This window comes from Oceaniferula flava, from assembly GCF_016811075.1.
In the GTDB taxonomy this organism is placed as follows: Bacteria; Verrucomicrobiota; Verrucomicrobiia; order Verrucomicrobiales; family Akkermansiaceae; genus Oceaniferula; species Oceaniferula flava.
This window is the reverse complement of record NZ_JAFBGL010000002.1, coordinates 248,089-273,467: the sequence shown is the minus strand read 5'-3', so window position 1 is coordinate 273,467 and position 25,379 is coordinate 248,089. Positions and strand designations below refer to the sequence as shown.

Genomic DNA, 25,379 nt, shown 5'->3' with positions numbered 1-25,379 from the left:
GACATCGAGCGCCGCGAACGCATCTAGCTTCTTTTTCCGGGTTGGAAATCCACCTTGGCGACCACAAACCGGCGCACTCCAGCAGGCACTTGCCACTCAAATTCATCGCCAACCTTGTAGCCTAACATGCCACAACCAATTGGTGACAGCACGGAAATCTTACCGGCGTCCACATCCGCATCTTCAGGATAGACCAAGGTGAATTGTAATTTCTCAGCCGTGTCTTGGTTGATGATCGAGACCTCTGAGTTCATCGTAACCAGATCACGCGATACCTCCCCCTCGGAAATCACCGACGCACGATCCAGCTCATGAATCAAGGTGCTTAAGCCGTCCCGTTGTTCACCACTGCGTTGCATCTTGGCAATCATACCCTCCAAGCGTGCTTTATCCTCTGAAGTGATGTGAATGGGCAACGACTGAACGGCACTTGATGTTGATGTTTTCATAATCATTTTAAATAAACTCCGCCTAAGATAACAAGATCACATATTTTGACTAAGACTCATATACGATTGCTTTCATAACTTTTTCCTATACATCATCGAACCCATGGATTTCCTCAACTATCACCACCTGCGATACTTCTGGACGGTGGCTCGCACAGGCAGTGTGCGGCAAGCCGCCGAGGATTTGGGTGTCTCGCAGCCATCCATCAGCGCCCAGCTGAAACTGCTAGAAGAATCATTCGGTGAGAAACTGTTCCACCGCTCGGGCAGAAAGCTGGTGCTCACCGAGGCTGGGCAAATCGCGCTGACTTACGCCGATGAGATCTTTTCCGCGGGGCGGGAGCTCACCAATGCCATCAGCCAGGGCTCGAATAACCGGGCCACCCGACTCAACGTTGGCATGACGGATTCGTTATCGAAACTCATCGCCTATGAAATCCTGAAACCCGCCTACCAATACTCACGCCCTACCCATGTGGTCTCACGGCAAGGCGAACTCGCAGTATTGATTCACCAGCTGCAAGCCCACCGACTGGATCTCGTTCTGGCGGACGAACCGGCCACTACCAGCTTGAAGACCAAGACTTACAACCATCGGCTGGGGCGTTCTGGGGTCACTTTCTGCGCGACTCCTCAGCTGGCAGCCAAACTTCGTCGCGGCTTCCCACAGTCGCTCCACGGAGCTCCCGCGCTTCTGCCCAGTGACAACATGGGCATGCGCTGGGCACTGGAGGCGTGGTTCGACAAACAAGGAGTGCGCCCGCAGCTTGTCGGCGAGTTCGAAGATTCCACTCTGATGGAAGTAGCCGCGGCGGGCGGCCTTGGTTTCACCACCGTGCCCACCGTGGTCGATCAAGCGGCGCTGAAACATTATGGGTTGAAAGTCATCGCCAAGGTGGAAGAGTGCGGCAGCGATTTCTACGCCATCACCGGCGAGCGACTGGTCAAACACCCACTGGCAAAAGTGATCACGGAGAATGCGTATTCGCACCTCTTTGCGGAATCCCCTGAGCCGGAGTAAGCCCTCAGCCCGAACGCTCACATCATTTTTATCGCCAATTCCCCGCTTGTCACTTTTCCTTGGCGTGCATTTCTGACACCTTGTCTGCCCACACCTGCTCTGTGCCCCCCACCACCTAGCATTTTATCCGGATGACCTTCGTCCGATTACCTTTTTTTACCCAATGCACAATCTCTTCCTACTCGACGGCATGGCGCTGGTTTATCGCGCTCATTTTGCCTTCATGCGCAATCCCATCCTGACCAGTAAGGGCTTCAATACCTCGGCGGTTTACGGTTTTGCCAACGCGCTGCTGGACATCATCGACAACCACGATGCCAGTCACATTGGGGTCGCATTCGACACCCGCGCCCCGACGTGCCGACACGAGCTTTATCCGCCCTACAAGGCCCAGCGTGAAGCGATGCCCGAGGAGCTCGCGGCGGCCATCCCCTACGTCAAACAACTGTGCAAGGCCTTCGGCATTCCGGTGCTGGAGCTCGATGGTTATGAGGCGGACGACATCATCGGCACCCTCGCCCACCGCGCCGATGCCGACGGCGGCATTCACACCTACATGGTGACACCGGACAAAGATTTCGCCCAGCTGGTCACCGACACCACCACCATGTGGAAACCGGGTCGACAGGGCAACAACCACGAGCTGCTCGATGTCGCCGCGATTCAGAACCAGTGGCAGGTGGAATCGCCAAAACAAGTGATCGATATCCTCGGCCTCTGGGGCGATGCCTCGGACAACATCCCCGGGGTGCCCGGCATCGGTGAGAAGACCGCAAAGAAACTGGTCGGCCAGTTCGGCTCGGTGGAAAAGCTGCTGGAGTCGACCGATCAGTTGAAGGGAAAACAGAAGGAGAACCTCATCAACTTTGCCGATCAGGCACGGCTGTCGAAGGAGCTCGCGACCATCATTCTGGATGCACCCGTCGAGGTCAGCTGGGATGACCTGGTGATCAGCCAGCGTGACGACGAGGCCCTGCAGGCGCTGCTCACGGAAATGGAATTCAACTCCATTGCCAAGCGACTCTACGGCGACAGCTTTGTGGCGGGTCGGGGGCATGAAGAAAGCACCACGACCGCCAACGAAGAGCCGGAAAGCGCCAATCTCAAGACCATCGCCGATGTCGAGCACAGCTATCATCTGATCGATGACGCCAAGGATTTGCACCAACTGATCAAGAAACTCTCGCTTTCCAGTCGTTTCTGTTTCGACCTGGAAACCACGTCTCTCGATCCCCGTAGCTGCCAAATTCTCGGTATCGCCTTTGCCGTTCAGGCCCACGAAGCCTACTTCGTGCACACCGGTGCGGGGAGCAAGCTGAGCATCGACATGGTCTTGGACAAACTCAACGTGGTGCTGGATTCCAAGATTGAAAAAGTGGGCCACAACCTGAAATTTGATCTCTCCGTGCTACTGGCCCACGGCTGCCCGGTGAGTGGTCCGTTTTTTGACACTATGTTGGTGCACGCATTGGTCGCCGCCGACCAACGCCACAGCATGGACTTCGTTTCCGAGGCCTTGTTAGGCTACACGCCGGTGAAACTGGCCGACCTCTCGCAGAACTCGAAAGGGGCGGACGGAGATCTGTTTGGCTTCGATGAGGAAGAACCAAAGCCTGCGAAGAAGTCGACCAAGAAGAAGGAAATCAAAATGCACCTCATCCCCGTGGATGAGCTCGCCGATTACGCGGCGGAGGATGCCGATGTGACGTGGCAAATTGCCGAAATTCTCAGAGGTCAACTGGAGGAAAGCGGCCAGCAGCCCATCTACCAGAACATCGAAGCCCCGCTGATGCCGGTGCTTACCGCGATGGAAAACGAAGGCATCTCGCTGGACATCGTCGCCTTGAAAGGAATCGGCGACTCGCTGACGAAACGTATTTCCAAGCTCTCCGAAGCCATCATCGAGGCTGCCGGACGTGAGTTCAACCTAAACTCACCCAAACAGCTCGGCGAGATTCTCTTTGGCGAAATGGAACTGGTCGAGAAGCCGAAGAAGACCAAGACCGGTCAGTTCAAGACCGATGAGCAAACGCTCTCCGCGCTCGCACCCAAGCACCAGATCGTGGCCGATATCCTCGACTACCGCGAGGCGAGCAAACTCAAGTCCACCTACGTCGATGCCCTGCCGCAGCACGTTTCCAGCAAGACCGGTCGGGTGCACACCCATTACCAACAGCTGATGACCTCAACGGGCAGACTCGCCTCCAACGACCCCAATTTGCAAAACATCCCCGTGCGCTCCGTCGCCGGCCGTGAGATTCGCAAGGCCTTTGTGCCTCGGGATCTACACCACACCCTGCTCGCCGCGGATTACTCCCAGGTGGAACTGCGTGTGATGGCCGCCCTCTCTGGCGACGAAGCGATGATCGAAGCGATCAAGGCCGATCTCGATATCCACACCGCCACTGCCGCGCGCGTTTACGGAGTGGCCATGGACGAAGTCACCTCCGAGATGCGCCGCAATGCCAAGATGGTCAACTTCGGCATCATCTACGGCATCTCCGCCTTCGGCCTCTCACAGCGTCTCGACATCCCACGCGGCGAGGCCTCCGAGATCATTGAAACCTACTTCAAGCAATATCCGGGAGTGAAAAACTACATGGAAAGCACGATCGAATCCGCCAAGGAAAATGGCTATGTCGAGACGATCAGTGGTCGGCGCTGCCATGTGCGTAACATCGATTCGAAAAATGGCACCATCCGCAGTGGTGCCGAGCGTGCCGCGATCAATGCCCCGGTGCAGGGCACGGCGGCCGATATGATCAAGCTGGCCATGGTCCAGGTGCGTGCACTCTTGGACAAGCAGGAAGCCAAAACCAAGATGCTGCTGCAGGTGCATGATGAACTGCTGTTCGACCTCCACCTCAGCGAGCAGGAGACGCTGGTTCCCCAGATTGTCAAAACGATGGAAAACGCCCTCGTGCTGCCCCACGGGATTCAGTGCAAGGTGGAAACCGGCACCGGCGACAACTGGCTGGCAGCCCACTAGTGGGGGCGTGGCATGATCCGTCCCGGTCATGCCACGGAGCGTCACGTCACAGACTTCCGCTCCACCTCAATCTCACCGAGGATGTGGTCCTGGCGAATGCGGAACTGATTCATCTTCATCAGCTCTAACACCGCCAGGAAGGTCACGATGACTTCGGCCTTGGAGGTGGCTTTTTCAAACAACGAAGAAAATTGCACGCTGCCACCCGGTTGCACGGTGGCGAGCATGAGTTCGATTTTATCGGAGACCGTGTAGCGATCATCGACAATATCGCCGAGGTCATTGGCCTCCTCGAAGCGCTTCAGCACGTTCTGAAACGCGCGGATGAGATCGAAAATATTGACATCCGGCAGCGGCTCCTCGACCTCCTGCACGGGCGGGGCCACTTTTTCCGGCACGTGGGCGAAGTAGTCTTCCTGCTCGGTTTCCTTGCGCGACAGAAACCCGGCGGCGTCCTTGAACTTTTTATACTCGATCAGCTGGCGGATCAGCTCCCAGCGAGGGTCGTCCTCCTCGATATCCTCCTCCGGCGGTTGCTCGGCCTTCGGCAGCAGGGTCCGGCTTTTAATATACATCAAGTTCGCTGCCATCACGATGAACTCGGAGGCGAGATCGATGTTGAGCATTTTGAACGTGTTGATGTAATCGAGGTATTGCCTAGTAATCCGCTCGATCGATACGCTGTGGATATCCACCTCATCCTTCTTGATGAGATAAAGGAGCAAATCCAGAGGACCTTCGAAAATATCGAGTCTGACTTTGTAATCGGCGTCTTCCACGTTGGCCCCATCGATAAGTGATCCCAGCCCCGCGTGCGAGGAAAATTTCTCTCCCTCCCACAGCAGAAGCTGGGAATCTGGTGATTGCGTAGGAAAAAGGGGAACTACGCAAAAATTACACTATCGGTGCCAACGATGGCCACGGCGGTAATGTCCGTGGTGACCATGGTGCGAGCTGTTGTTTTTCCCCGCCGAGTAGGCAATCGCGCCAATGGCCACAGCGCCAACGGTGGCGGCTACGGGATCAACGCTCTGGACCGGGCGACCGTAGGAGTCGTAGGTCGTGGTGCAGTTGGCAAGAAACAGAGCAGATATCATCGCTCCGACGGCTAATTTAACGGATGAGAGTTGGTGTATCATGCCCTTTCGACGAAAGCTCGGGGCCAAATATTCACCAGAAATTTGGATTTTTATCCAACCCTCTCCACTATGGCCAAGTGCACGGATCCATTACTTGGGAAACAGCAACCGCTTGGCATCCGGTCCCTCATTGCCCCAAATCGTTCCGGCACCCCCTTCGAAGAGCCTTTTGCCATTGGCCAGGATCACATCGCCGTTGGCATCAATCGGATAAGTGGTCACCGAGCCGTCCAACCGCAAGACGATCGCCTTGCCATCGAAAGCTTTGGGATCGAATTTAAAACCTTTTCCGGTCATTGGAGCCAGCAGCAGTGGCATCGCGGCATTCTTCCCCATGGACAGCCCTTTGTAATAGGCAAAGCCACACTCGCCGGCCTCCAAGGTCTTGGCTTTGGTGGAGATGTCGTTATCCGGCTTTTTATCGGTAGGCGCTCCACCTTTGACGAAGAAAAGCTGCTCGGACTGGGTGTAGCCACCTGCTAAAAATTGGCCGAGATAATCGTTGGAATGTTTTCCTCGGTAAGCTTTCAGCAAGTCATCACTGTTGGCGGTTTCATCGTTGGGAAATTCACCGTAATCTAGGTCAAATTCGGCCATCAACAGGAAGATCTGCTTGGCGTTCATCACGGCCTTCGTCATTTCGCCGCGCTTGCTTTTATTCAGCAGCTTCCCAATCACCCCTCCGGCTGGTTTTGCCTGTTGAGCATGGGCAACAGGCATCAGCAAGCCGGCACCAAGAAGCGAGAGCGCTGCGCATTTTCTAATCCGTGAGGTTTTCATTCTTGCGACTCTATCATTCGCCTGACTCCGGACAAGCCCCCTCTTGTTTCGGCTTGCGGGCGATTTTTTTGCCGATGTAAATGCAGATGAATAGGAAGATGAGCGCCACAGCAATCGTTGGCGGTGTGACCCACTCTTTCCTAACAATTGCAGGTTTGAAATCGTAGGGGTGTTTTGCGTAGAGCAGCCGACTGGAATCAAAGCCCTCTTCACCCCACACGGTATCGGCACCTCCTTCGAAGAGAGTTTTGCCATTGGGCAACTTGGCTAACCGATCCTTATTCAGTCGCAGCGTTTGCACCGAGCCATCAATCCGCAGCACCACGGCCTTTCCCTTATACACATCGCTGTTGAACTTGTAACCATCGCCATACATCGAAGCTAACAAGAGAGGTGTCCCCGCCAGGTCCGAAGTGCTCAGCCCTTTGATATAAGCAAAACCGCACTCGCCCTCAGCCAGCGTCGTATCTTTGCTGCTGTAATCATTATCCGGCTTCACCCTACGCTTTCCCCCCTTGGCGTAGAAAATCTCTTCACTCTGCACGTAGCCCCCCGCAAGAAATTGGCCGAGGTAGTCATTGGAATACTCGCCAGTGTAGGCCTTCAACGCATCCTTTTTACTGGCACTCTGATCACTAGGAAATTCGCCAAAATCATCGTCAAATTCGACCATCAATAGAAAAATCTGCTTCGCATTGTTCGTGGCCGTGGTCATATCAGCCTTCCTAGGGGAGGACATGGTCACCGGTGTCATCATCATGAACAAAACCAATAAAATCGCCACCACCAGCACGACCTTTAACCAGAAATCTTTTGGACTTTCATGATGCTCCATTGCGAAATTCTATCATGTCAGCCTAATTCGACGAAGTCACAAAGCTGTCCTACTTCGCCAATTCCTTCTCCCGCGCGCGGGTTTTGAATTTTCTGGCGAGGTTGTGGATCGGCAGCTCGATCCATCGGTAAAACAGCAGGGCCGCAGCAACGGAGACAAGTGTCGACAGGGTGATGCCCACCGGCTGCACGTTGATCCACTGCCAGTTCTCAGGCAAGTTTCTCAGGTGGATCAGAATCGCCCCACCGAAGGCGAGGTGCAGCAGGTAGAGCGAGTAGGAAATCGCCCCCAGCTTCACCAGCCACTTCACGTTGATCGGTGGACAGTAGAGAATACACAGCGCCGTGAGCACACCAATGTTGGCACTTGTTAGGTTCCGCGTTTCAGTATGGCAAAAGGCCGCCAGAACCAGCATGGGCCAAAAGACATGGGCGGGGATACGTTTCTGCTGCTTGAGAAAGGCGAGGATGCCGATGGCAAAAAATGCGGTCCAGGTGAAAACCGTTTCGCCGTAACCGACAAAATAGCTCGGAACGATCCACAGCAGTAAGGCCCCAACCTGCACCCAGGTTTTCTGATGCACCAGCATGGGAAACGACAGCGCGATGAGGAAGTAATACTGCGCCTCGATCGCCAAGGTCCAGAAGACCGGAAGATACCAAGACTCCCCCACCAAGTCACAAGTCAGGGTGAAGTTCGCCAGTGCCCGGGACCACGTGAGGTCAGGCGAGTCGCCACCGTATCCTAACAGCGGACTGCCATAGGTCGCCAAAATCACATTACTCAAGGCCACGATGGCAAAGACCGGGTAGAGGCGGATAAAGCGCCGCAGCAGAAAGTTCGGAGTGTCGCGGTATTTGAAACTCGACCAACTCATCGCCAGCGGGATGACAAAACCGGAGATGACAAAAAACACCTCCACGCCGTAGTGGCCATATTCCAAGGCCGCGGAAAGGTTTCCCCCGTTGCGGTAATTGAAGTGAAACAGACACACCACAAAGGCGGCCAAGGCCCGCAGCACATCGAGCACTGCAAAGTGAGGTTTTGGAGCACTCATCGGATGGAACGTTTTCCCCTATCGACCGATGACCTGTAGAGTCCCCTCGGTCACGCCTAACTGCTCCATCACATCCAGATCCTGCCACAGGTGGTTGCCACTGGTTTCCCCGGCGAGCAGCTGCTGGTAAGCGTGGATCGACTTCATCGCGGCGGCGTGATCTTCATCGAGGAAGTCCATGCGGCACTTCCGCAGCCCGGTGCCGCGCATTTGCTGGTAGAAACGCGCACCCGTCTGGGCCCGACCATTAAACAGGGTGTTCCGGCATCCCACGTCCGCCTTCAAGGTGTGCAACTGCCCCACCCTGTCTTTCAGCTGCACGTGGTGTTTCTCGCAGGGTTTGCCGCAGTTCAGAATGCTGGTGCCGCCATCGCTGAGGAAGGTGCAGAACACGCAGTGCTCCATATGAAACATCGGCATGTGCTGGTGCAAGGTGAGCTCAAACCAATCGGTGGGCGCGGCTAACAGAAGGTCCATGACCTGCTCGACATTGAGGTCGTAGGAGACGGTGAGTTTGTCCAGTTTCCCTTCTTCCTTGAGAATCTTGGCGGTCACCGGATTGGCGCAGTTCAGTGAGAAGTCGCCGGTTTTATAAAGCTCCTTGTTATCTTTGAAATAGGCGATGCCTCCGAGGTTGCGAATCAGCACACCATCAGGTTCGGCACGCTCGACCACTTTGAAAAACCCTGCCTCGCCGGATTTTTGGATGCGCGGTGTGGCGAGGTGAATCCGTGCGCCATCAACTTGGCGGACAGCCGCCACGGCGTCCTTGCCACGCTTGATGTCCTCGAAATCGACGTAGATGTTAGAAACTCCCGATTCCAGAGAGGCCTCGATTTGCTCCATGGTCCGGCACAGCACCGAGAGCTCCCGCTGGTGCGATTCATCGGTCTTGCGAGCTGGCATCAGATCGGCGAGCTGACCGGTCGAGGCGACTTTGACTTCCGGCGTCTTTTCCACCTGATCCATCGCATCCACCAGAGCACGGCGGAGCCGGTTCACTGCGGAGACCGGCATCATCACCGCACCTTCTAACTGGTTCGTGACGGTTCCGAGTTTCCATGCGGTGCCACCGAGCCGACCCAACTGTTTTTCCAGAAACTCCTGGGTGAACGGTCGGCTCTCAGCGGCTTCGAGTTTTTCTTCCGAGCTCACTTGGATTTTTCCACAGGCCAGAGTCATTGCAGCGCCGGCTTTTCCAGTGACCACGATGTTCAGCACATCGCGGACAGGTTCGAGCTTGGCATTTTTCCAGCTCGCGGTGAGAGATTTGTTGAGTTTCGGGTCGTCGGTTTTCCAAATTTTCTGTCCGACCTCGATCCGTTTCCAGTCGAGCCCACTTTCCTTGCGATGGAACAGAAGACGATCGCCCTTCACACTCCAAATACGAGCGCCCTGCTCCTGATTGCGGTCCTCGCCGGCATCGAAGACAATGCCATCGCCCGCCTTCACCGGAATCTGGGTTGCCAGCTTCACCTCCACCCAGCCGTAGTCGCAGGCGGTGACTTCGCCGAGGTAGACGCCGCGTTTTTTACCAAACTTACCATGAGTCAGGCGCGGGTGATTGGTTCCCTCCAGCCAGCCGGACGACAGACCACGGGAAAAGGTCATCTCCATCGAGTAGCGATCTTCATCGGTGACCGGACTTGCCTGCTCCGCCACGGCGGCATCGATCGCTTTGCGATACACTTTGGTGATCGCTGCGACATATTCCGGCGACTTCAGTCGGCCCTCGATTTTATACGAGACCACACCTTGTCTGACCAGATCAGGGACAAAATCCACTGCCGCCAGATCCTGCGGGCTGAGCAGGTAGCGCACGTCTTCCATGTCGCGCTCCTCGCCATCGACCACCAGCGTATACGGCATCCGGCACGCCTGCGCGCACTCGCCACGGTTCGCCGATCGCTGACCGAGACTCTCACTGGTGAGACACTGACCGGAATAGGCCACGCACAGTGCACCGTGGACAAAGACCTCCAGCGGCACGCACTCCTGCGGTTTAAATTTTTCAATGTGCTTCAGCGATAACTCACGCGCGAGCACCGCACGGTCGAGCTGATAGAGCTGATCCGCGAAGGCGAGACCTTCCGGCGAAGTGATCGTCATCTGCGTGGACGCGTGGATTTCAATCGATGGAGCCACGTGTCGGCACAGCCGGGCCAGTCCCAGGTCCTGCACGATGATGGCATCCACCCCCGACTCCTCCAGCAGCCGCAGTTGCTTCTCCGCCGCCTCCAGCTCGCCGGTGAAGATCAGCGTGTTCATGGTGACAAATCCGCGCACGCCGTGGGCGTGGAGGAAGTCCATCAGCTCGGGGAGATCGGCCTCGGTGAAATTGTCGGCACGCAGCCGGGCGTTGAATTTCGGCAAGCCAAAGAAGATGGCATCCGCGCCATTCGCCACCGCGGCGCGGGCACAATCCCAGTTTCCCGCAGGGGATAGCAATTCAGGCTCTCGATCAGTGGCAGCAGACATCAGCGGCAGCATTGCTGAAAATCGGCAAATGTCCATGCGCGAAACGCCGAATGGTGGGGATCCGCGGCGCTGGTTTCATTTAAAAACTGTCATGGCATTGTGCTTGCTATGAATTAAAATCATCTTTCATACTCCCCACTGACCCTACTTCAATTCATCCATGCCCATCGCTCCCAACTGGCTTCAATCCTTGATCCGCACCGAATCTCTGCCCCCACAATTCGAGGATCTCGCAGTGACACACTACCTGCCATTGGCGGACGCCATCGTCGGTTGGGCGAAACAAGAAAGCGGCCCCTTGGTAGTCGGCGTCAATGGAGCCCAGGGGACAGGAAAATCCACCATGTCGAAGGTGCTGGCACTCGCCCTGGAGCACGAGCATCAGCTCAGCTGCGCGATTATTTCCATCGATGACATCTATCTCACCCGTGACGAGCGCAGCCAGCTGGCTTGCGACGTCCACCCACTGCTGCAGACCCGCGGCGTGCCCGGCACCCACGATGTTGCCATGGGGATCGACCTCATCCAGCAGCTCAAAGCGCGGAAAACACCCGCCATCCCCGTGTTCGACAAGGCGGTGGACGATCGGGCACCCAAATCCCAGTGGGTCAGTTTCACGCAACCCGTGGACGTCATCCTCTTCGAAGGCTGGTGCGTCGGAGCCATGGCTCAGCCGGCATCTGCGCTGACGGAACCCTGCAACCAACTTGAAAAAACGGAAGACGCCGACGCCGCCTGGCGCAGCTACGTCAATGCGCAGCTGGAAACGGCCTACCCCCAGCTCTTCGCCCTGATGGACCGCCTGGTCATGCTCAAGGCCCCGGATTTCGAATGCGTCTACGAATGGCGCCGACTGCAAGAGGACAAACTGCGCCTACGCCAGCAAGGCGCGGGCATCATGGATGACGAACAAATCACACGATTTATCATGCACTACGAACGACTCACTCGCTGGATGTTTCAAGAAATGCCGGACCGCGCCGACTGCGTGCTGGAGCTGAGTCACGACCACAGCATTGCCACCGCCAAGTATCTCAAACGTTAAGCCGCATCGATGAAAAAACTCCTAATCATCACCGACCTCGATGCCAGCTTCATCGATGACAACTATCAATACAGCGAGGCCCAAGAAGCCATCGAGCAGCTCGCCGCGCGTGACTTCCCCCTCATTTTCAACTCCAGCAAAACTCTCGCCGAGATCGAATCGCTCGCCGATGAGCTGGCACTCACCACACCGCTGATTGCGGAAAATGGAGGCATCGTCGCGGTGCCGGAGAGCTCACCGTTGGCTGCGTTTTGTGACGACTCCGGCTGGCACAGCGACCAAGGCTACCGCACCCTGATCACCGGATTGTCGCGCGACTTCATCATCGAACACGCCCACGCCGCGCGAGATGAACATGGCTACCAGTTCACCGGATTCAGCGACATGAGCGATCAGGAACTTTCTGAGCTGACTGGCCTTAGCATCGAGGCCGCGAAGATGGCGCGCCAACGGCATGTCTCCGAGCCCATCCTCTGGAAGGACAACGAGGAAAATTGGGAGCGCTTCCAGAAGACCCTTCATTCACAAGGCATTCGCACCCTGCGCGGCGGACGTTTTATTCACCTGATGGGGCCGGCCGATAAGGCTGACGGACTGCAAGCCGCTCGCGACCTCTATCAGAAATGCAATCCCCACTCCTTTTTAACCACTGTAGCGCTGGGCGACAGCGCGAATGATCAGTCGATGCTTGAAGCTGCCGATATAGGCATCATCATCCCCCATGCTGACGGAGTCAAGGTGCACCCCGCCGGCACCCACATCCTCCAAGCCCCCTACCCTGCCTCGAAGGGCTGGAACCATTCCATTCTCAAATTGCTATCCACATTCGAACTTACACAACCAATCTAACACCATGGGAGACTTTCATCAATTCGGCGTCGTAACCACCCTGCACCAGCTCAATGACCGCCCCCTCGAAGAGCTCGAGGAAGAACTGCTAGCCATCCGTAAAAAGAAACCGATGGGCCTCATCCTCCCATCACTCTACTCCGAGCTCGAAGGCCCGGCGCTGAGCTCGATCGTGGATGAAATCTCCAGCGTCCCCTACCTTGACCAAGTCGTCGTCGGCCTCGACCGCGCCGATGAAAGCCAGTTCAAGAAAGCTCTGCAATTTTTCGATCGCCTACCTCAGCACCCCGACATCCTTTGGAACGATGGCCCAAGGCTGCGGAAAATCGACGCCCTGCTTCAGGAAAAGGGGCTCGCTCCCCAGGAAGCCGGCAAGGGCCGCAATGTCTGGTATATGTTCGGCTACATCCTTGCATCAGGAAAGGCCGATACCGTGGCCATCCACGACTGCGATATCCTCACTTACAAACGAGATCTGTTAGCCCGACTGATCTACCCGGTCGCGAATCCGGCATTGAGCTACAAGTTCTGCAAAGGATACTACGCCCGCATCGCCAACAACTCGATGAACGGCCGTGCCTGCCGTCTGTTAGTCACCCCTCTGCTGCGTGCCCTGAAGAAAGTTTGCGGCCCGAACGACTACCTCGATTTCCTCGACAGCTTCCGTTATCCGCTCGCCGGTGAGTTCTCCCTCTCGCGCGATGTCATCGAGGACATCCGCATCCCGTCCGATTGGGGTTTGGAAATGGGCACGCTCTCCGAGATGCACCGCAACTACGCCACCAATCAGATCTGCCAGGTCGATGTTGCCGATACCTACGATCACAAACACCAGGACCTCTCTCTCGACGACAAGACCAAGGGGCTCTCGAAGATGAGCTGCGACATCGCGAAATCGCTCTACCGCAAGATGGCTACCCAAGGGGAAGTCTTCACCCAAGAGCGCATCCGCACCATCAAGGCCACTTACTACCGCATCGCCCTCGATCTGGTCGATAGCTACCACAGTGACGCCGCCATCAATGGCCTGGGCTACGACATGCACACCGAGGGCCACGCCATCGAAGTCTTCGCCGAGAACATCATGCAGGCCGGCAATGACTTCCTCAATCCGGACATGTCCATGGACACCCCCTTCATGCCCAGCTGGAAGCGCGTCATTTCCGCGGTTCCGAACATCATGGACATGCTGCTCGATGCCGTGGAAGCAGACCGCCGGGAGTTTGGCGAGAACACCCGCTACGATGTCATGCAGCACCCGAAGGTGAACCAACTTCGTCTGGGCATCCAAGAGCGCGTCCGCAACATCTACGGCGAAGAAGCCACAGAGCCCGTGACCGAGAAGATTTTCAACCTCGCGCCACTGGCGAAAAAGGCGATCGAATCCACTCCCAGCGTCAACAAGTGGAATGAGCAAGACATCATGGCCATCACCTATGCCGACTCGATCCGCAGCAAGAACGAGCCGCCACTGCGCACCCTCTTTGAGTTTTTCCGCAAGGAGCTGAAGCATCACGTGAACAACGTCCACATCCTGCCCTTCAACCCCTACAGCTCGGACGATGGTTTTTCCGTCATCGACTACAATGCCATCAACCCCGATCACGGGTCTTGGGCGGACATCGAGCAGTTCACCAAGCACTTCAAGATCATGGCCGATCTGGTGCTGAACCATTGCTCGACGAAATCAACCTGGTTCCGCAACTACCTGCGCGATATTTCTCCGGGGAAAGACTACTTCATCGACGGCTCCAAATTCAAAGACCTGCGCAAGGTGGTGCGACCACGCAGCACGCCGCTGCTGACCTCCGTGCAAACGATCGAGGGCGAGAAACAGGTCTGGTGCACCTTCAGTGAAGACCAGGTCGATCTGAACTTTGCCAACCCTGAAGTGCTGCTGGAAGTCATCCGCATCATTCAACTCTACCTCGACAAAGGGATCCACATTTTCCGCCTCGATGCCGTCGCCTTCCTCTGGAAAGAAGATGGCACCAATTGTGTGCACCGCCCGCAGACCCACGAGATCATCCGCCTGCTGCGCCTGATCCTCGAGAGCCTCGAGCCGTCCGCCGTGCTGATCACCGAGACCAATGTGCCGAACAAGGAGAACCTCAGCTACTTTGGCAATGGCAACGAAGCCCACCTGATCTACAACTTCTCCCTGCCGCCCCTGCTGCTGCACACCATGCTCAGCGGCGACTGCCGTCACTTGAAAAAGTGGATGATGTCGATGCCGCCGGCACGCCGTGGCCGGGCCTACCTGAACTTCATCGCCTCCCACGACGGCATCGGCCTGCGTCCTGCCGAGGGCCTTCTGTCCGACAAGGAAAACGAGCAACTGCTGGGAACCATCCGCGAGTTTGGCGGCGAGATCTCCATGCGCCGGATGCCCGATGGCGAACTGAAACCCTACGAGGCCAACATTTCCCTCTACAGCGCCATGGCCGGCACCATCGAACATGGTCGTGACCAGTGGCAGCTGGATCGCTTCATCACCGCCCACACCATCATGCTGGCACTGGAAGGCTTACCGGCATTCTACATCCACAGCCTGTTAGGGACGGAGAACGATCTTCAGGGCATGGCCGATACCGGTCAGGCACGCTCGATCAATCGCTACAAGTGGGACCAGCAAGAGCTGGACGAGACGCTCGCCAACGACGAGCTGCACCACAAGCACCTGTTCGAAGAACTCAGACGCCGCATCGGCATCCGCAAGCAGCAGGCGGCTTTCCACCCGAACGCCACCCAATACACCCTGCACTTCGGCAATCACATCTTCGCCTTCTGGCGCGAGAGCTTGGACCGTTCGCAGTCGATCTTCGCCATCCACAACATCTCCGATCAACCGCAGCATATTCCGCTGGTGGACTTGAACCTGATCACCACGGAACGCTGGACGGATTTGCTCACCGGCACCTCCTACAGCAGTCAGGACACCCACCTCGATCTCCCCCCTTACGGATGTGCTTGGATTTCCAACATGGGCTAAGAACTCGCCTGTGACAGTAAATTCACCTTGCCCTGTGCTTAAAAATGCTTTGCCATCGCTGCGCTTAGAACATGGCAGCGAATGCACTCATGAAAGACGGCCTGGGCGAGGCCGCGGTGGAGCGGATCATTGATGGTCTCCACGGGGCGGGTGCGGATTTTTCCCACGCCGTCTTCCGCAAAGACGCGCTCTCGGCCCTCCCTCGCCTGGAGCTGAAGGACCGGGTGCGACACCTCATCGTGGTCATGGGGAAACACCTGCCGTCATCCTTTCCGCAGAGCGCCAAGATCCTCGGCCGCATCCGCGACCACTGGGACAAGGGAGACCCCAACGATAATCTCAGCTCCTTCGCCGCCTGGCCGATCACCGACTACGTCGCCGAATACGGACTGAATCATCCTGAAGTGGCGCTTCCGCTGCTGCGTTACCTCACACCACTCTACACCGCGGAGTTTGCCATTCGGCCATTTTTGGAATGCCATCCGGAAATGACCTACCGTCAGATGGTGCTTTGGTGTCTGGACTCCAGCGCGGACGTGCGCCGGCTCGCATCCGAGGGAATTCGCCCCCGCCTGCCCTGGGGTCGACAACTGCCGAGTTATATCGAAAACCCCAGCGACATCATCGCATTGCTCGAGAACCTGCGCGACGACCCGTCCGACTACGTCCGCCGCTCGGTCGCCAATAACCTCAACGACATTTCCAAAGACCATCCGGAGCTGGTGCTGGAAACCTGCCGTCGCTGGCTGGCCGATGCCGTGCCGGAACGTCAATGGATCGTCAGGCACGCCACCCGCACGCTGGTCAAGTCCGGTCACCCCGAAGTCTTCCCCCTCCTCGGATTCACCGCCAAGCCAGTGGTCAAAATTACGCCACCAACGCTGACACCCGGCACCGTAGAACTCGGTGGAGCGCTCCACATCACCACCACCATCCGCTCCACCTCCACGAAAAAGCAGCGCCTGGTCATCGATTACGCCATCCATTTCATGAAGGCCAACGGCCGGACTGCGGCCAAGGTTTTCAAATGGAAAAACTTAGCCCTACAAGCAGGTGAGTCAGTGACCCTCTCGAAATCGCACCCCCTGAAACCCATCACCACACGGCGGTATTACAGCGGTAAACAACGCGTCGAAGTGCTGGTGAACGGAAAAATGACACAGTCGGCCGATTTTAATCTTCTGGTTCCTTGAAAATTGGCACTTGAATGTTGTCTTTTCAGGTTTAGAAGGGCGGCATGAACTGCCACGGCCCGAAGATGAAGATGGACCCTGCGCTGCACACCGAGCGCAAGCCTGATTGGATCAAAGTCCGCCTTCCCAACGACCCGAAATTCTGGTCGACGAAGTCGATGATCACCGACCTGAACCTGGTCACTGTCTGTGAAGAGGCCCAGTGCCCCAATCGCTGGGAATGCTGGGGCCAAGGCACCGCGACCTTCATGATCGCCGGTGAAAAGTGCACCCGCGCTTGCGGATTCTGCGCCGTGAAAACGGCTCGCCCCGATGCCCTCGAGCTCGATGAGCCGGCGCGCGTTGCCGAGGCCACCAAACGTCTCGACCTGAAACACGTGGTCATCACCGCCGTTGCGCGTGACGATCTCCGCGATGGTGGCGGCGAGCATTTCAAGAATGTCATCAACAAGGTGCGCGAGGTCAACCCGGGCATCATCATCGAGGTGCTGACTCCGGATTTCAACGATAAGGATTTCGCCCTGGAACTCTGCATGAGCGCGCGGCCTCACATTTTCAACCACAACTTGGAAACCGTCGAACGCCTGACTCCCATCGTCCGCAGTCGCGCCAAATACCAACGCTCGCTCACCGTGCTGAAAAAAGCCAAGGCCATGGCCGGCGGCAAAGTCGTCACCAAGAGCGGCCTGATGTTAGGTCTCGGTGAAAAAGAGGAAGAGCTTTACCAAGCGATGGATGATCTGCTGGCTCACGATGTCACCGTGCTCACCCTCGGTCAGTATCTGCGCCCGACACCACGCCACCTTCCCGTGGTGGAATACATCACTCCTGAGAAGTTCGACGAATACAAGCAGGTGGCCCTCGACAAAGGCTTCCGCCACGTCGCCAGTGGTCCCCTGGTTCGCTCCTCCTACCACGCTGCGGACTTCCGCCCGGAGCTGGATCTCATCGAGGACATCGAGAAAGAAGCAGCGGTGCAGGCCTAGGCTTGCCCCCTCAGTCAATCATCAGCCTCCACGTGATCCGGCAGACCTTGCCGCTCCGTGGAGGCTATTTCTTTGAGCTCCTCTTCGCTCATTCGGTCGAACATCTCTTGCGATGCGCCACGAAGCTCCTCGGGGTTCGTTTCTCCCCGCTTGGCTGATAGTGCCGCACCGGCGGCTCGTTGCTGTGCTTTGGATTGTGCTTTCATCAGAGCATACCCATAACACCATTTCCCCGCTGCCTCAAATGCACTCGGGGGGGATAAAAAAACGGGCGCGCCCCCCGATGGAGACGCACCCGCTAGCTAGATAGATTGTTTTCGATTAACGGCCACGTCCGCCACCGCCACGTCCGCCACGGCCACCGCCTTGGGACATTTGCAGCACACGCGCACGAGCTTCATCGCTCAGGGCGCTGGTGTTTTCGATATACTCGGTAGCGGCTTCCTTATCGGAGCGAGCCCACATCATAGCAGTCATTCCGACGGTGCGAGCACGATCACGGTCATTGGTGATGCTTTCTGCAAGTTGCAGATTCTGCTGCACATCGCCACCCATGTTGGCACGGACGTAGGAAGAAACGGCCTCATCGCGAACTTCACCGGCTGGTTGTTCGTTCACAAAGGCGTAGGCAGCTTCGGAGTCTTGAGTCACCCATGAGGAGACCACACGACCAATTCCGTCTTCTTGAGCATCAGCAGATCCATTGGCCAGCAACCAAGAAGCTGCGGCGGAGGGATCTTGGCGGCCCCACTCACGTGCGATGTCTTCTACCGCTGCATCACGGTCTTCACCCTCGGGGATGGCAGTGATGTTGGCTGCGGCAGCTTCCGGGTCGGCCTCGGCCAGTCCGCGCAGAGCACGGGACAAAGCGTCTGATTGTTGATCGGCAGGAAGTGTGGCGATCCATGCCTGAGCTTCACCCCAGTTGGACTTACCCCACTCACGAGCGATGGTGTTCTGAGCATCTTTCTTGGCATCAGCATCGTCGATGGACGAGAGCATGGCAGCGGCTTCAGCAGGATCTTCCTTGGCAGCTTCGCTGACGATGCTGCGGACGGCATCACGCTGGTCGCGTCCATCCAAGGATGTCGCCCAGGCCATGGCACTGTCGCTGTCCTGGCGAGCCCACTCGGCAGCGATCACGCCGGCGGTGGAACCTCCGCGGCCTCCACCTCCACGCATCATACCGGCCATACGAAATTCGGCAGGGTTATCCGTGTAGTATTTTGCGGCATCCTCAGGATACTTGGCGGCCCAGCTCTGCATCACAGTGCCACGGACGAAGTTCCCGGCCATGCCCATGGTTTTGGTGTAGGCCATGGCAGCCGTAGGATCTTCTTCACCCCAACGGGCAAATAGCAGGTAACCAGCCATGATGCGCTCGCTCCACGGCAGGTCTTCGAGTTTTTTTGCTTCATCCGCAAATTGGGACGGGTCCAGGCTGGCGTAAAAATCGAGCAGTGCCTGGGTGCGGGCACTTTGGCCGCGAGTGGCTAGCGCATCCTTGACGCTTTTGACCCGGTCGCCACGGCTGGCGGCCCCTCCGGACGAGGCACTGGCCGCACGGCGTGCTGCGGAGCGTGCATCTGCGGGAATATCTTTATCCGCATCCATCCCTGGAGCGGTGTTTTTGCCGGCAAGAAATCCTGCGGCACCTCCGATGACGAGAGCCGCGACGGGCCCAAGAACTGTAGCTTTCATATGATGGTGTTGTTATAGGGTTCGATCGATGTGTACTTCCTTAGACAAGAACTCTAACCCAAGCAGCGGAGCAAAGTCGCAAAATTGTCGCGCTTTTTCCCCCTTTCCACCGCCATCAGGCCATCGCACCCGCGCCCACAGCGGATAAGACGACTAAGGCCCAGACCGGCAGCCACTTGTGATTGATGGCCAAAGCCAGCACAAACACCACCGCAGCATCGACGATCCCCGACACCCCACCGCCCGTCAGCATCCCCAATAAGGCGGCTGCAAGCACGCCCACCACGGAGGCATTGGCACCACGCACCGCAGCGCGGGCAGACGGGAGATGTTTCAATCGATTCCACACCGGCAGTCCGCCAGCCAGCAGCACCATGCCGGGAAGAAAGACCGCCACCGTTCCAACGGCTCCACCGAGCCAGGCATTCCCCAGCAGGGCCATGTCAGCGCCCAAAAATCCACCAAAGGTAAACAGAGGCCCCGGCACCGCCTGCGCCGCACCATAACCCGCCAAAAAGGAATCCTCCGTCACCAGGCCGGCATCCACGGTGGAGCTTTCCAGCAGAGGCAGCACCACATGCCCGCCACCAAAGACCAGCGATCCGGCATGGAGCAGGCCACCCACCCCTTGGGCATCGCGCCCGTTGAGCATAACGGCTGGGATCGACAACAGCACGACCATCCCCACCGCAGCGACCAGCACACTGCGCCACCAAACCGATTTCCCCTCGCGAGCGGGTGTCGGTTTGCCCAACTCCTGATCCGCGCAAGCACGGCGAAACATCATCACCCCGGCGGACGCACCGAGCAGGATCACCAGAGGCTGCACCCATGCTTGCGGCACGATGGTTAAAATGATCAACGCGACCACCGCCAGCAGCACCTCTGGCAGCTTGGGACAGAGGCTTTTCCGCATCCCCAGCAGGGCCACCGCCACCACCGCCACGGCGGCCAGTTTCAAACCGTGCAGCCAACCGGCCCCCAGCCACTGCTGCACACTGCCCATGCCCACGGCAAAAGCAATCATCGCCAGCGCCGATGGCAAAGTGAAGCCCAGCCAGGCCCCGAGGCCGCCGAGCCAGCCACCACGCTCGTAGCCAATGGCGGCGCCCAACTGACTACTCCCAGGCCCCGGCAGGAACTGGGTGAGCGCGACCAGTTCGGCATAACGTTCTTCGCTGAGCCAATGTTTTTGATTCACATAGGTATCGCGCAAATACCCCAGATGCGCCACCGGCCCACCAAAGGAAATCAAACCCAACTTGAGAGCGATCCAGAAACATTCGAAAAATCCACGAGACATGCGGCGGACAGTAGGAATGAAAACGTAAATTCCAAATACCAAATCCTTGCCTCTGTTACAAAATCGCCTTAATACGGCGTCATGTTCAGCACAGCCATCGGCCGACTTCGCATCATCAGTGTCATTGAGGGGCTTTCCTTTCTCTACCTGCTGTATCATTCCATCTACACCAAGCGCATTCTTGGGGTGGAAGACGCCATCCGCGTGCCGGGCATGATCCACGGCCTGCTGTTCTGCCTCTTCTGCATCGCCCTGCTCGATGCCATGCTGGCGCACAAGTGGAAGCTGAAGATACCATCACTCATCTTCCTCGCCTCCCTCATCCCCTTCGCCCCAATCTGGGTGGAGATTTGGCTGAAGAAGCAGTCGGAAAAAGATCAATCCGTCACCTCGAGCTGACTTTCCACCAGGCGGAAGCGCTTGTGGTAATAGCCTCCGTTGTGCGCCTTGCAGCAGGCGTAACATCCGGCTTGGCGTTTCATTTTACGCACCCGGTCAAATCCCTCACCGCATTCCGGACAGGTGTAGCGCCACTTCCGCGCCATCCTGCGTCCCGGCAACGGCAGCGAGTGGGTTGCTTTCTCCCCGGGGATGCCGAGATCGGCACAGGCTTGCTGCCACTCGATGCCGTGCGCTGAGATTCTTTTGCGACCCGCCCGGGCATAGGCCACCAGATGCGCCAGCTCATGGAGCAGGGTGCGCTCCACCTCTTCCGGCGCCACTTCCCAAAGCTTGGGGTTGAGTTCGATGATCGCCTGCGGCCAAAACGCCCGGCCCGCCGTGGTTCGCATCCGCGGGTTCCAGGCCACCACCACCACTCCGCCCAGCTGATCCAGCCCCAGGCCGCGCAGCATGTTGGCACAGCGACCGGTCAGAGCATCGTCGGCATTCGATGGGATCTCCGCAGTCAGTGGCTTCTTGGGCTCCTTTTTGGCAGCCTGCTTGTCCTGAGCATCGCTCGAGCGATCTTTGCGAGAGAAGAAAAATTCCAGCTGCATCACAGTCCCCTTGCTAAGCTAGCCGCCGAGATCAGGCGACGAGAAAAATAGGCAGCGGCACAATCAACGCAACATCCGCCAGCACCCGTTGGGCATTCAGCGAGAAGCGGGTGCGGTAGTGGTTCACCAGCTGCAGGGCCGCCGCGGAAACCATCACCGAGTAGAAAAATGGCTTGGAATACTGGTCGGCATACATCGCGGCAAACACCAAACTTCCCCCAGCGAGCACAATCAACCCAAGTGTCAGGGTGGCTTCATGAGAATAGGCGGCTTCCTCGGTTTCCGCCTGATCTGCACGCTCCCATAGGTCAATGGCCGTGATGTTCATCATGCACAGGGCGCCAAAGACCCAAACTTCGCGGCAGTGGTAAAAGATCACCACCAAGGTGCGCAGCACCATCAGGCCGAAGTTCCACAGCGCATCCAGCAGCCCAGTGTGCTGCAGCGCGTAAATGACGTCTTTCAGATCGGTCACCAACAGCGAGGCATTGGCGGCATTCACCGGAATCCCCACTCCCATGGCAAAGATCATCCCGGCGAGGAAATTCTTGATGTAGGGGACTTCGCGACTGCGAAACCACGCGAGCAGGAAGTAGATCCCGCAGAGGACCATCAGCACAACGCCGGCGGAAAAGACCGACCGCGGCAGCACATACATCGCCTGATACAGGCAGGTGGCACTGACGATCACGGTGGCTCCCAGCAGAGGCCAGCGCCATTTCCAATGCCATCGATGGCGGGGCGAAATATCGCGCACATCGGTGTGCGTCCAGCTATCGATCAGGCGATCCAGCACATAAACGCACCAGATAGCAGCAGGCAGCACCCACCAAGACGTGGAGGGAATGTATTCCACCCGCAAGGCTTTCGCCAGCATCCACATCCACGCCAGCGCAACCAACGGAGCATCGACGCTCAGCAAGTTGGGAATCAACCAGAATGGAGGCCGATTTTTCTCCATAGCCTAGCGCCGCACTCATCGTCTGCCCGGATCGTTCCCCGGGCAGCATGAAAGAGCACTCTCTTAGTGATTGTGCCCTTCGTGAGAATCGTCGCCAGCGTCGGCGTCGGCATGGTCGCCGTGATCACCGTGTTCAGTTTTTGTTGGGTAAAGGTTCTTGGTTCCTTTTTCCCCATCGCTGTCTTCCCAGGAGTGGCGCTCACAGGAAATGAAGGCAAACATACCGGCTACGGCTAAAGTGCTCAAAATGATCTGTTTCATGTCAGGCATGTGAATACCCCATCTTTGAGGGAAAGCAAGGCGACATTCCGCACTAATTTTTATCCCCTGTGTTCTTGCAAGATCAAGGATCATCACACACATTGGCAGTGGGTTTCCAACGACCTGCCACGCTTCCAACAACCACCGTCATGCCACTCCCTATTCTCGCCGCTGATTTCATCGCGCCCATCCTTCTTGTCGTAGCCCTGATCTTCGGCCTGATCTTTTTCCTCGTTCTGCTGAAGTTTTTCAAAACCTGGCTGCGCGCCCGCCTGTCGCAGGCACCGGTCAGCATGGGCAGCCTGATCGGTATGTGGCTGCGGAAAGTTCCCTTCGGCATGATCGTCGACAGCCGAATCACCTCGGTCAAAGCCGGACTGGATTTCAGCACGGAAATGCTCGAGGCCCACTACCTCTCCGGCGGTGACGTCGCCCACGTCGTGCTCGCCATGATCGCCGCCGACAAGGCAGGCATCTCCCTTTCCTTCGATCGCGCTTGCGCCATCGACCTCGCCACCAAGGACACTGGCAAGACCGTGCTCGAAGCCGTGCGCACCTCGATTAACCCGAAAGTCATCGATTGCCCGAACCCCAACAGCGGCAGCAGCAAGATCACCGCTGTGGCCAAGGACGGCATCGCAGTCAACGCCCGCGCCCGAGTCACCGTGAGAACCAACCTCGATCGCTTTGTCGGTGGTGCCACCGAAGAAACCATCATCGCCCGTGTCGGTGAAGGCATCGTGACCTCCGTCGGTTCCGCAAGTTCCTACAAACACGTGCTGGAAAACCCCGACAACATCTCCAAGTTGGTGCTGGAAAAAGGCGTCGATGCCTCCACCGCCTTCGAAATCCTTTCCATCGACATCGCCGATGTCGACGTCGCCGATAACATTGGCGCTCGCCTCCAGGCGGAGCAGGCCGAGGCCGACAAACAAGTCGCTCAAGCCAAGGCCGAGATGCGCCGCGCTGCTGCCGTGGCTGTGGAGCAGGAAATGTCCGCCCGCACCCAGGAAATGCGCGCCAAGGTGGTGGAAGCCGAAGCCGATATCCCCATGGCCATCGCCGAAGCCTTCCGCTCCGGTAACCTCGGCATCATGGACTACGTCAAATACCAGAACGTCAAAGCCGATACCAAGATGCGCGATTCCATCGCTGGCGACAGCGACGAGAACGAGTAATTCATCCGCCGCACCGCGCTTCACTCAGTCTCCCCCTCACCAACTTTCCCAAACACCATGGAATTAGACGGCCAAGTCATTGTCCTGATCCTCTTTGTAGTGATCAGCGGCATCCAGTGGCTGATCAAAAAGATCCAAGGCAAGGGACAGGAGGGTGAGGTCAACGAATCACTGGAGGACATCTACGATGATTTCCGCGAGGAAATCCGCCGCCGTCAGACGGAGGTCGCCGGTCCACCCGCGCCACCACCGCTGCCCGGCAGCCAGCCACCGCCCCAACCGCGGCCAGTGGTCGCCGTGGAACGCGCTGCCCCGGCAGCCGTGCCGCAACAAGCGATCGCCATCGCCCCGCAGACTTTCAAGATCAAGAAACCCGAACTCAGTGAAGAGGAAAAAGCCGCGGCTGAGCGGTTCCAGGAGCTGCTGAAGAGCCCGGGCAAACGACGCCGCAAGCGCTCCGCGAGCGGGCACATCACCGCCCGCGAACTCCTCTCCAATCCGGAGTCCGCCCGACAGGCCGTGATTCTTCACGAGGTCTTCGGTCCGCCGAAGTCCAGCACGCCGGGGTATTAAGCCAACAAAGCATTCAAACCGATGACAGAGAATAACGAGACGAAGAGCCAGGAAGCGGTCGCCGTATTTGGCGGCGGATGTTTTTGGTGCACCGAAACCATGTTCCAGCGCTTGAAGGGAGTGAACTCCGTGGAAAGCGGCTATAGCGGCGGCACCACCTCATCTCCCAGCTACCGCGAAGTCTGCTCCGGATCCACCGGCCATGCCGAGGTGATCCAGATCTGCTACGATCCCAGCGTCATCAGTTACGAAGAACTGATCCGCGTGCACATGGGCAGCCACGACCCTACCACTCTGAATGCGCAAGGTGCCGATGTCGGAACCCAATACCGCAGCATCATTTTCTACAGCACCGATGATGAACGTCAGATCGCCGAGCGCGTGATCGCGGAAATGGACGAGCTGATAGACCGCGATGTGGTCACCGAAGTGAAGGAACTGGAAAAGTTCCACCCCGCCGAAGACGACCACCGCGATTACTACAACCAGAACTCGGAAAAAGGCTACTGCCAAGCCGTCATCGAACCGAAGCTCGCCAAGTTCCGCAAAACCTATCAGCACCTGCTCGCATCACAGGATTGACCCTCGGGA

24 protein-coding genes are annotated in these 25,379 nt (G+C 57.5%); 11 read left to right on the top strand and 13 right to left on the bottom strand.

The features are described from left to right. Positions 1–23: 23 nt before the first annotated feature. A complete protein-coding gene (rnk, locus tag JO972_RS04240) occupies positions 24–449 on the bottom strand; it encodes a nucleoside diphosphate kinase regulator (RefSeq protein ID WP_309488756.1) in 426 nt (141 codons plus the stop codon). 103 nt (positions 450–552) lie between these two features. Between rnk and JO972_RS04235 the strand changes: the two genes are divergently transcribed. Beyond that, positions 553–1,470: a LysR family transcriptional regulator gene (locus JO972_RS04235; protein WP_309488755.1), complete on the top strand. Its 918-nt coding sequence runs from the start codon at positions 553–555 to the stop codon at positions 1,468–1,470. Positions 1,471–1,633: 163 nt separating this feature from the next. After that, complete coding sequence (gene polA / locus JO972_RS04230) at positions 1,634–4,459, top strand: DNA polymerase I (protein WP_309488754.1); 2,826 nt, start codon at positions 1,634–1,636, stop codon at positions 4,457–4,459. Between the two features lie 41 nt (positions 4,460–4,500). Here polA and JO972_RS04225 read toward each other — a convergent pair whose 3' ends face one another. From JO972_RS04225 to JO972_RS04200, 6 genes are all read right to left on the bottom strand, one after another. Continuing rightward, positions 4,501–5,238: a segregation and condensation protein A gene (locus JO972_RS04225; RefSeq protein WP_309488753.1), complete on the bottom strand. Its 738-nt coding sequence runs from the start codon at positions 5,236–5,238 to the stop codon at positions 4,501–4,503. A gap of 120 nt (positions 5,239–5,358) precedes the next feature. After that, positions 5,359–5,598, bottom strand: coding sequence for a hypothetical protein (locus tag JO972_RS04220; protein WP_309488752.1), 240 nt, complete (start codon positions 5,596–5,598; stop codon positions 5,359–5,361). A 90-nt stretch (positions 5,599–5,688) separates the two neighbouring features. Beyond that, complete coding sequence (locus JO972_RS04215) at positions 5,689–6,378, bottom strand: hypothetical protein (protein WP_309488751.1); 690 nt, start codon at positions 6,376–6,378, stop codon at positions 5,689–5,691. A 13-nt stretch (positions 6,379–6,391) separates the two neighbouring features. Beyond that, positions 6,392–7,117, bottom strand: coding sequence for a hypothetical protein (locus JO972_RS04210; RefSeq protein WP_309488750.1), 726 nt, complete (start codon positions 7,115–7,117; stop codon positions 6,392–6,394). A 145-nt stretch (positions 7,118–7,262) separates the two neighbouring features. Beyond that, on the bottom strand, positions 7,263–8,270 hold the full coding sequence (locus JO972_RS04205) for an acyltransferase family protein (RefSeq protein ID WP_309488749.1): 1,008 nt from the start codon (positions 8,268–8,270) through the stop codon (positions 7,263–7,265). A gap of 18 nt (positions 8,271–8,288) precedes the next feature. Continuing rightward, entirely contained in the window at positions 8,289–10,748 is a 2,460-nt protein-coding gene (locus tag JO972_RS04200) for a U32 family peptidase (RefSeq protein ID WP_309488748.1), read from the bottom strand. 160 nt (positions 10,749–10,908) lie between these two features. On the opposite strand from JO972_RS04200, the gene JO972_RS04195 reads away from it, so the two are divergent. From JO972_RS04195 to lipA, 5 genes are all read left to right on the top strand, one after another. Beyond that, positions 10,909–11,793 carry a hypothetical protein gene (locus JO972_RS04195; protein ID WP_309488747.1) on the top strand — a complete coding sequence of 295 codons (885 nt, stop codon included), beginning with the start codon at positions 10,909–10,911 and terminating at the stop codon, positions 11,791–11,793. A gap of 9 nt (positions 11,794–11,802) precedes the next feature. Continuing rightward, a complete protein-coding gene (locus JO972_RS04190; RefSeq protein ID WP_309488746.1) occupies positions 11,803–12,642 on the top strand; it encodes an HAD-IIB family hydrolase in 840 nt (279 codons plus the stop codon). A gap of 4 nt (positions 12,643–12,646) precedes the next feature. Further along, complete coding sequence (locus JO972_RS04185; RefSeq protein WP_309488745.1) at positions 12,647–15,634, top strand: alpha-amylase family glycosyl hydrolase; 2,988 nt, start codon at positions 12,647–12,649, stop codon at positions 15,632–15,634. 71 nt (positions 15,635–15,705) lie between these two features. Next, positions 15,706–16,827 carry a DNA alkylation repair protein gene (locus tag JO972_RS04180; protein WP_309488744.1) on the top strand — a complete coding sequence of 374 codons (1,122 nt, stop codon included), beginning with the start codon at positions 15,706–15,708 and terminating at the stop codon, positions 16,825–16,827. A 44-nt stretch (positions 16,828–16,871) separates the two neighbouring features. Then, a complete protein-coding gene (lipA, locus tag JO972_RS04175) occupies positions 16,872–17,813 on the top strand; it encodes a lipoyl synthase (RefSeq protein ID WP_309488743.1) in 942 nt (313 codons plus the stop codon). A 14-nt stretch (positions 17,814–17,827) separates the two neighbouring features. On the opposite strand, the gene JO972_RS04170 is transcribed toward lipA, so the two are convergent. The 3 genes from JO972_RS04170 to chrA all read right to left on the bottom strand — a co-directional run bounded on the left by JO972_RS04170 (position 17,828) and on the right by chrA (position 20,817). Beyond that, positions 17,828–18,019, bottom strand: coding sequence for a DUF3008 family protein (locus JO972_RS04170; RefSeq protein WP_309488742.1), 192 nt, complete (start codon positions 18,017–18,019; stop codon positions 17,828–17,830). Between the two features lie 115 nt (positions 18,020–18,134). Beyond that, complete coding sequence (locus JO972_RS04165; protein ID WP_309488741.1) at positions 18,135–19,514, bottom strand: hypothetical protein; 1,380 nt, start codon at positions 19,512–19,514, stop codon at positions 18,135–18,137. 115 nt (positions 19,515–19,629) lie between these two features. After that, complete coding sequence (gene chrA / locus JO972_RS04160) at positions 19,630–20,817, bottom strand: chromate efflux transporter (protein WP_309488740.1); 1,188 nt, start codon at positions 20,815–20,817, stop codon at positions 19,630–19,632. An 81-nt stretch (positions 20,818–20,898) separates the two neighbouring features. Here chrA and JO972_RS04155 point away from each other — a divergent pair, with 81 nt between their 5' ends. Then, positions 20,899–21,216: a DUF3817 domain-containing protein gene (locus JO972_RS04155; protein WP_309488739.1), complete on the top strand. Its 318-nt coding sequence runs from the start codon at positions 20,899–20,901 to the stop codon at positions 21,214–21,216. On the opposite strand, the gene JO972_RS04150 is transcribed toward JO972_RS04155, so the two are convergent. The 3 genes from JO972_RS04150 to JO972_RS04140 form a co-directional block, all read right to left on the bottom strand. Continuing rightward, the gene (locus JO972_RS04150) at positions 21,195–21,815 is read right to left on the bottom strand and encodes a SprT family zinc-dependent metalloprotease (RefSeq protein ID WP_309488738.1); all 621 of its coding nucleotides are present in this window, start codon (positions 21,813–21,815) and stop codon (positions 21,195–21,197) included. The genes JO972_RS04155 and JO972_RS04150 overlap by 22 nt on opposite strands. Positions 21,816–21,846: 31 nt before the next feature. Continuing rightward, entirely contained in the window at positions 21,847–22,776 is a 930-nt protein-coding gene (locus tag JO972_RS04145) for a hypothetical protein (protein WP_309488737.1), read from the bottom strand. Positions 22,777–22,839: 63 nt separating this feature from the next. Next, positions 22,840–23,037 (bottom strand): hypothetical protein, encoded by a 198-nt coding sequence (locus tag JO972_RS04140; protein WP_309488736.1) that lies wholly within the window; start codon positions 23,035–23,037, stop codon positions 22,840–22,842. Between the two features lie 149 nt (positions 23,038–23,186). Between JO972_RS04140 and floA the strand changes: the two genes are divergently transcribed. The 3 genes from floA to msrA are packed head-to-tail and all read left to right on the top strand — an operon-like array spanning position 23,187 to position 25,370. Continuing rightward, entirely contained in the window at positions 23,187–24,215 is a 1,029-nt protein-coding gene (floA, locus tag JO972_RS04135) for a flotillin-like protein FloA (protein WP_309488735.1), read from the top strand. Positions 24,216–24,272: 57 nt separating this feature from the next. Continuing rightward, positions 24,273–24,788, top strand: a complete 516-nt coding sequence (locus JO972_RS04130) for a hypothetical protein (protein WP_309488734.1) — start codon at positions 24,273–24,275, stop codon at positions 24,786–24,788. Between the two features lie 21 nt (positions 24,789–24,809). After that, complete coding sequence (msrA, locus tag JO972_RS04125) at positions 24,810–25,370, top strand: peptide-methionine (S)-S-oxide reductase MsrA (protein ID WP_309488733.1); 561 nt, start codon at positions 24,810–24,812, stop codon at positions 25,368–25,370. Positions 25,371–25,379: the final 9 nt, after the last annotated feature.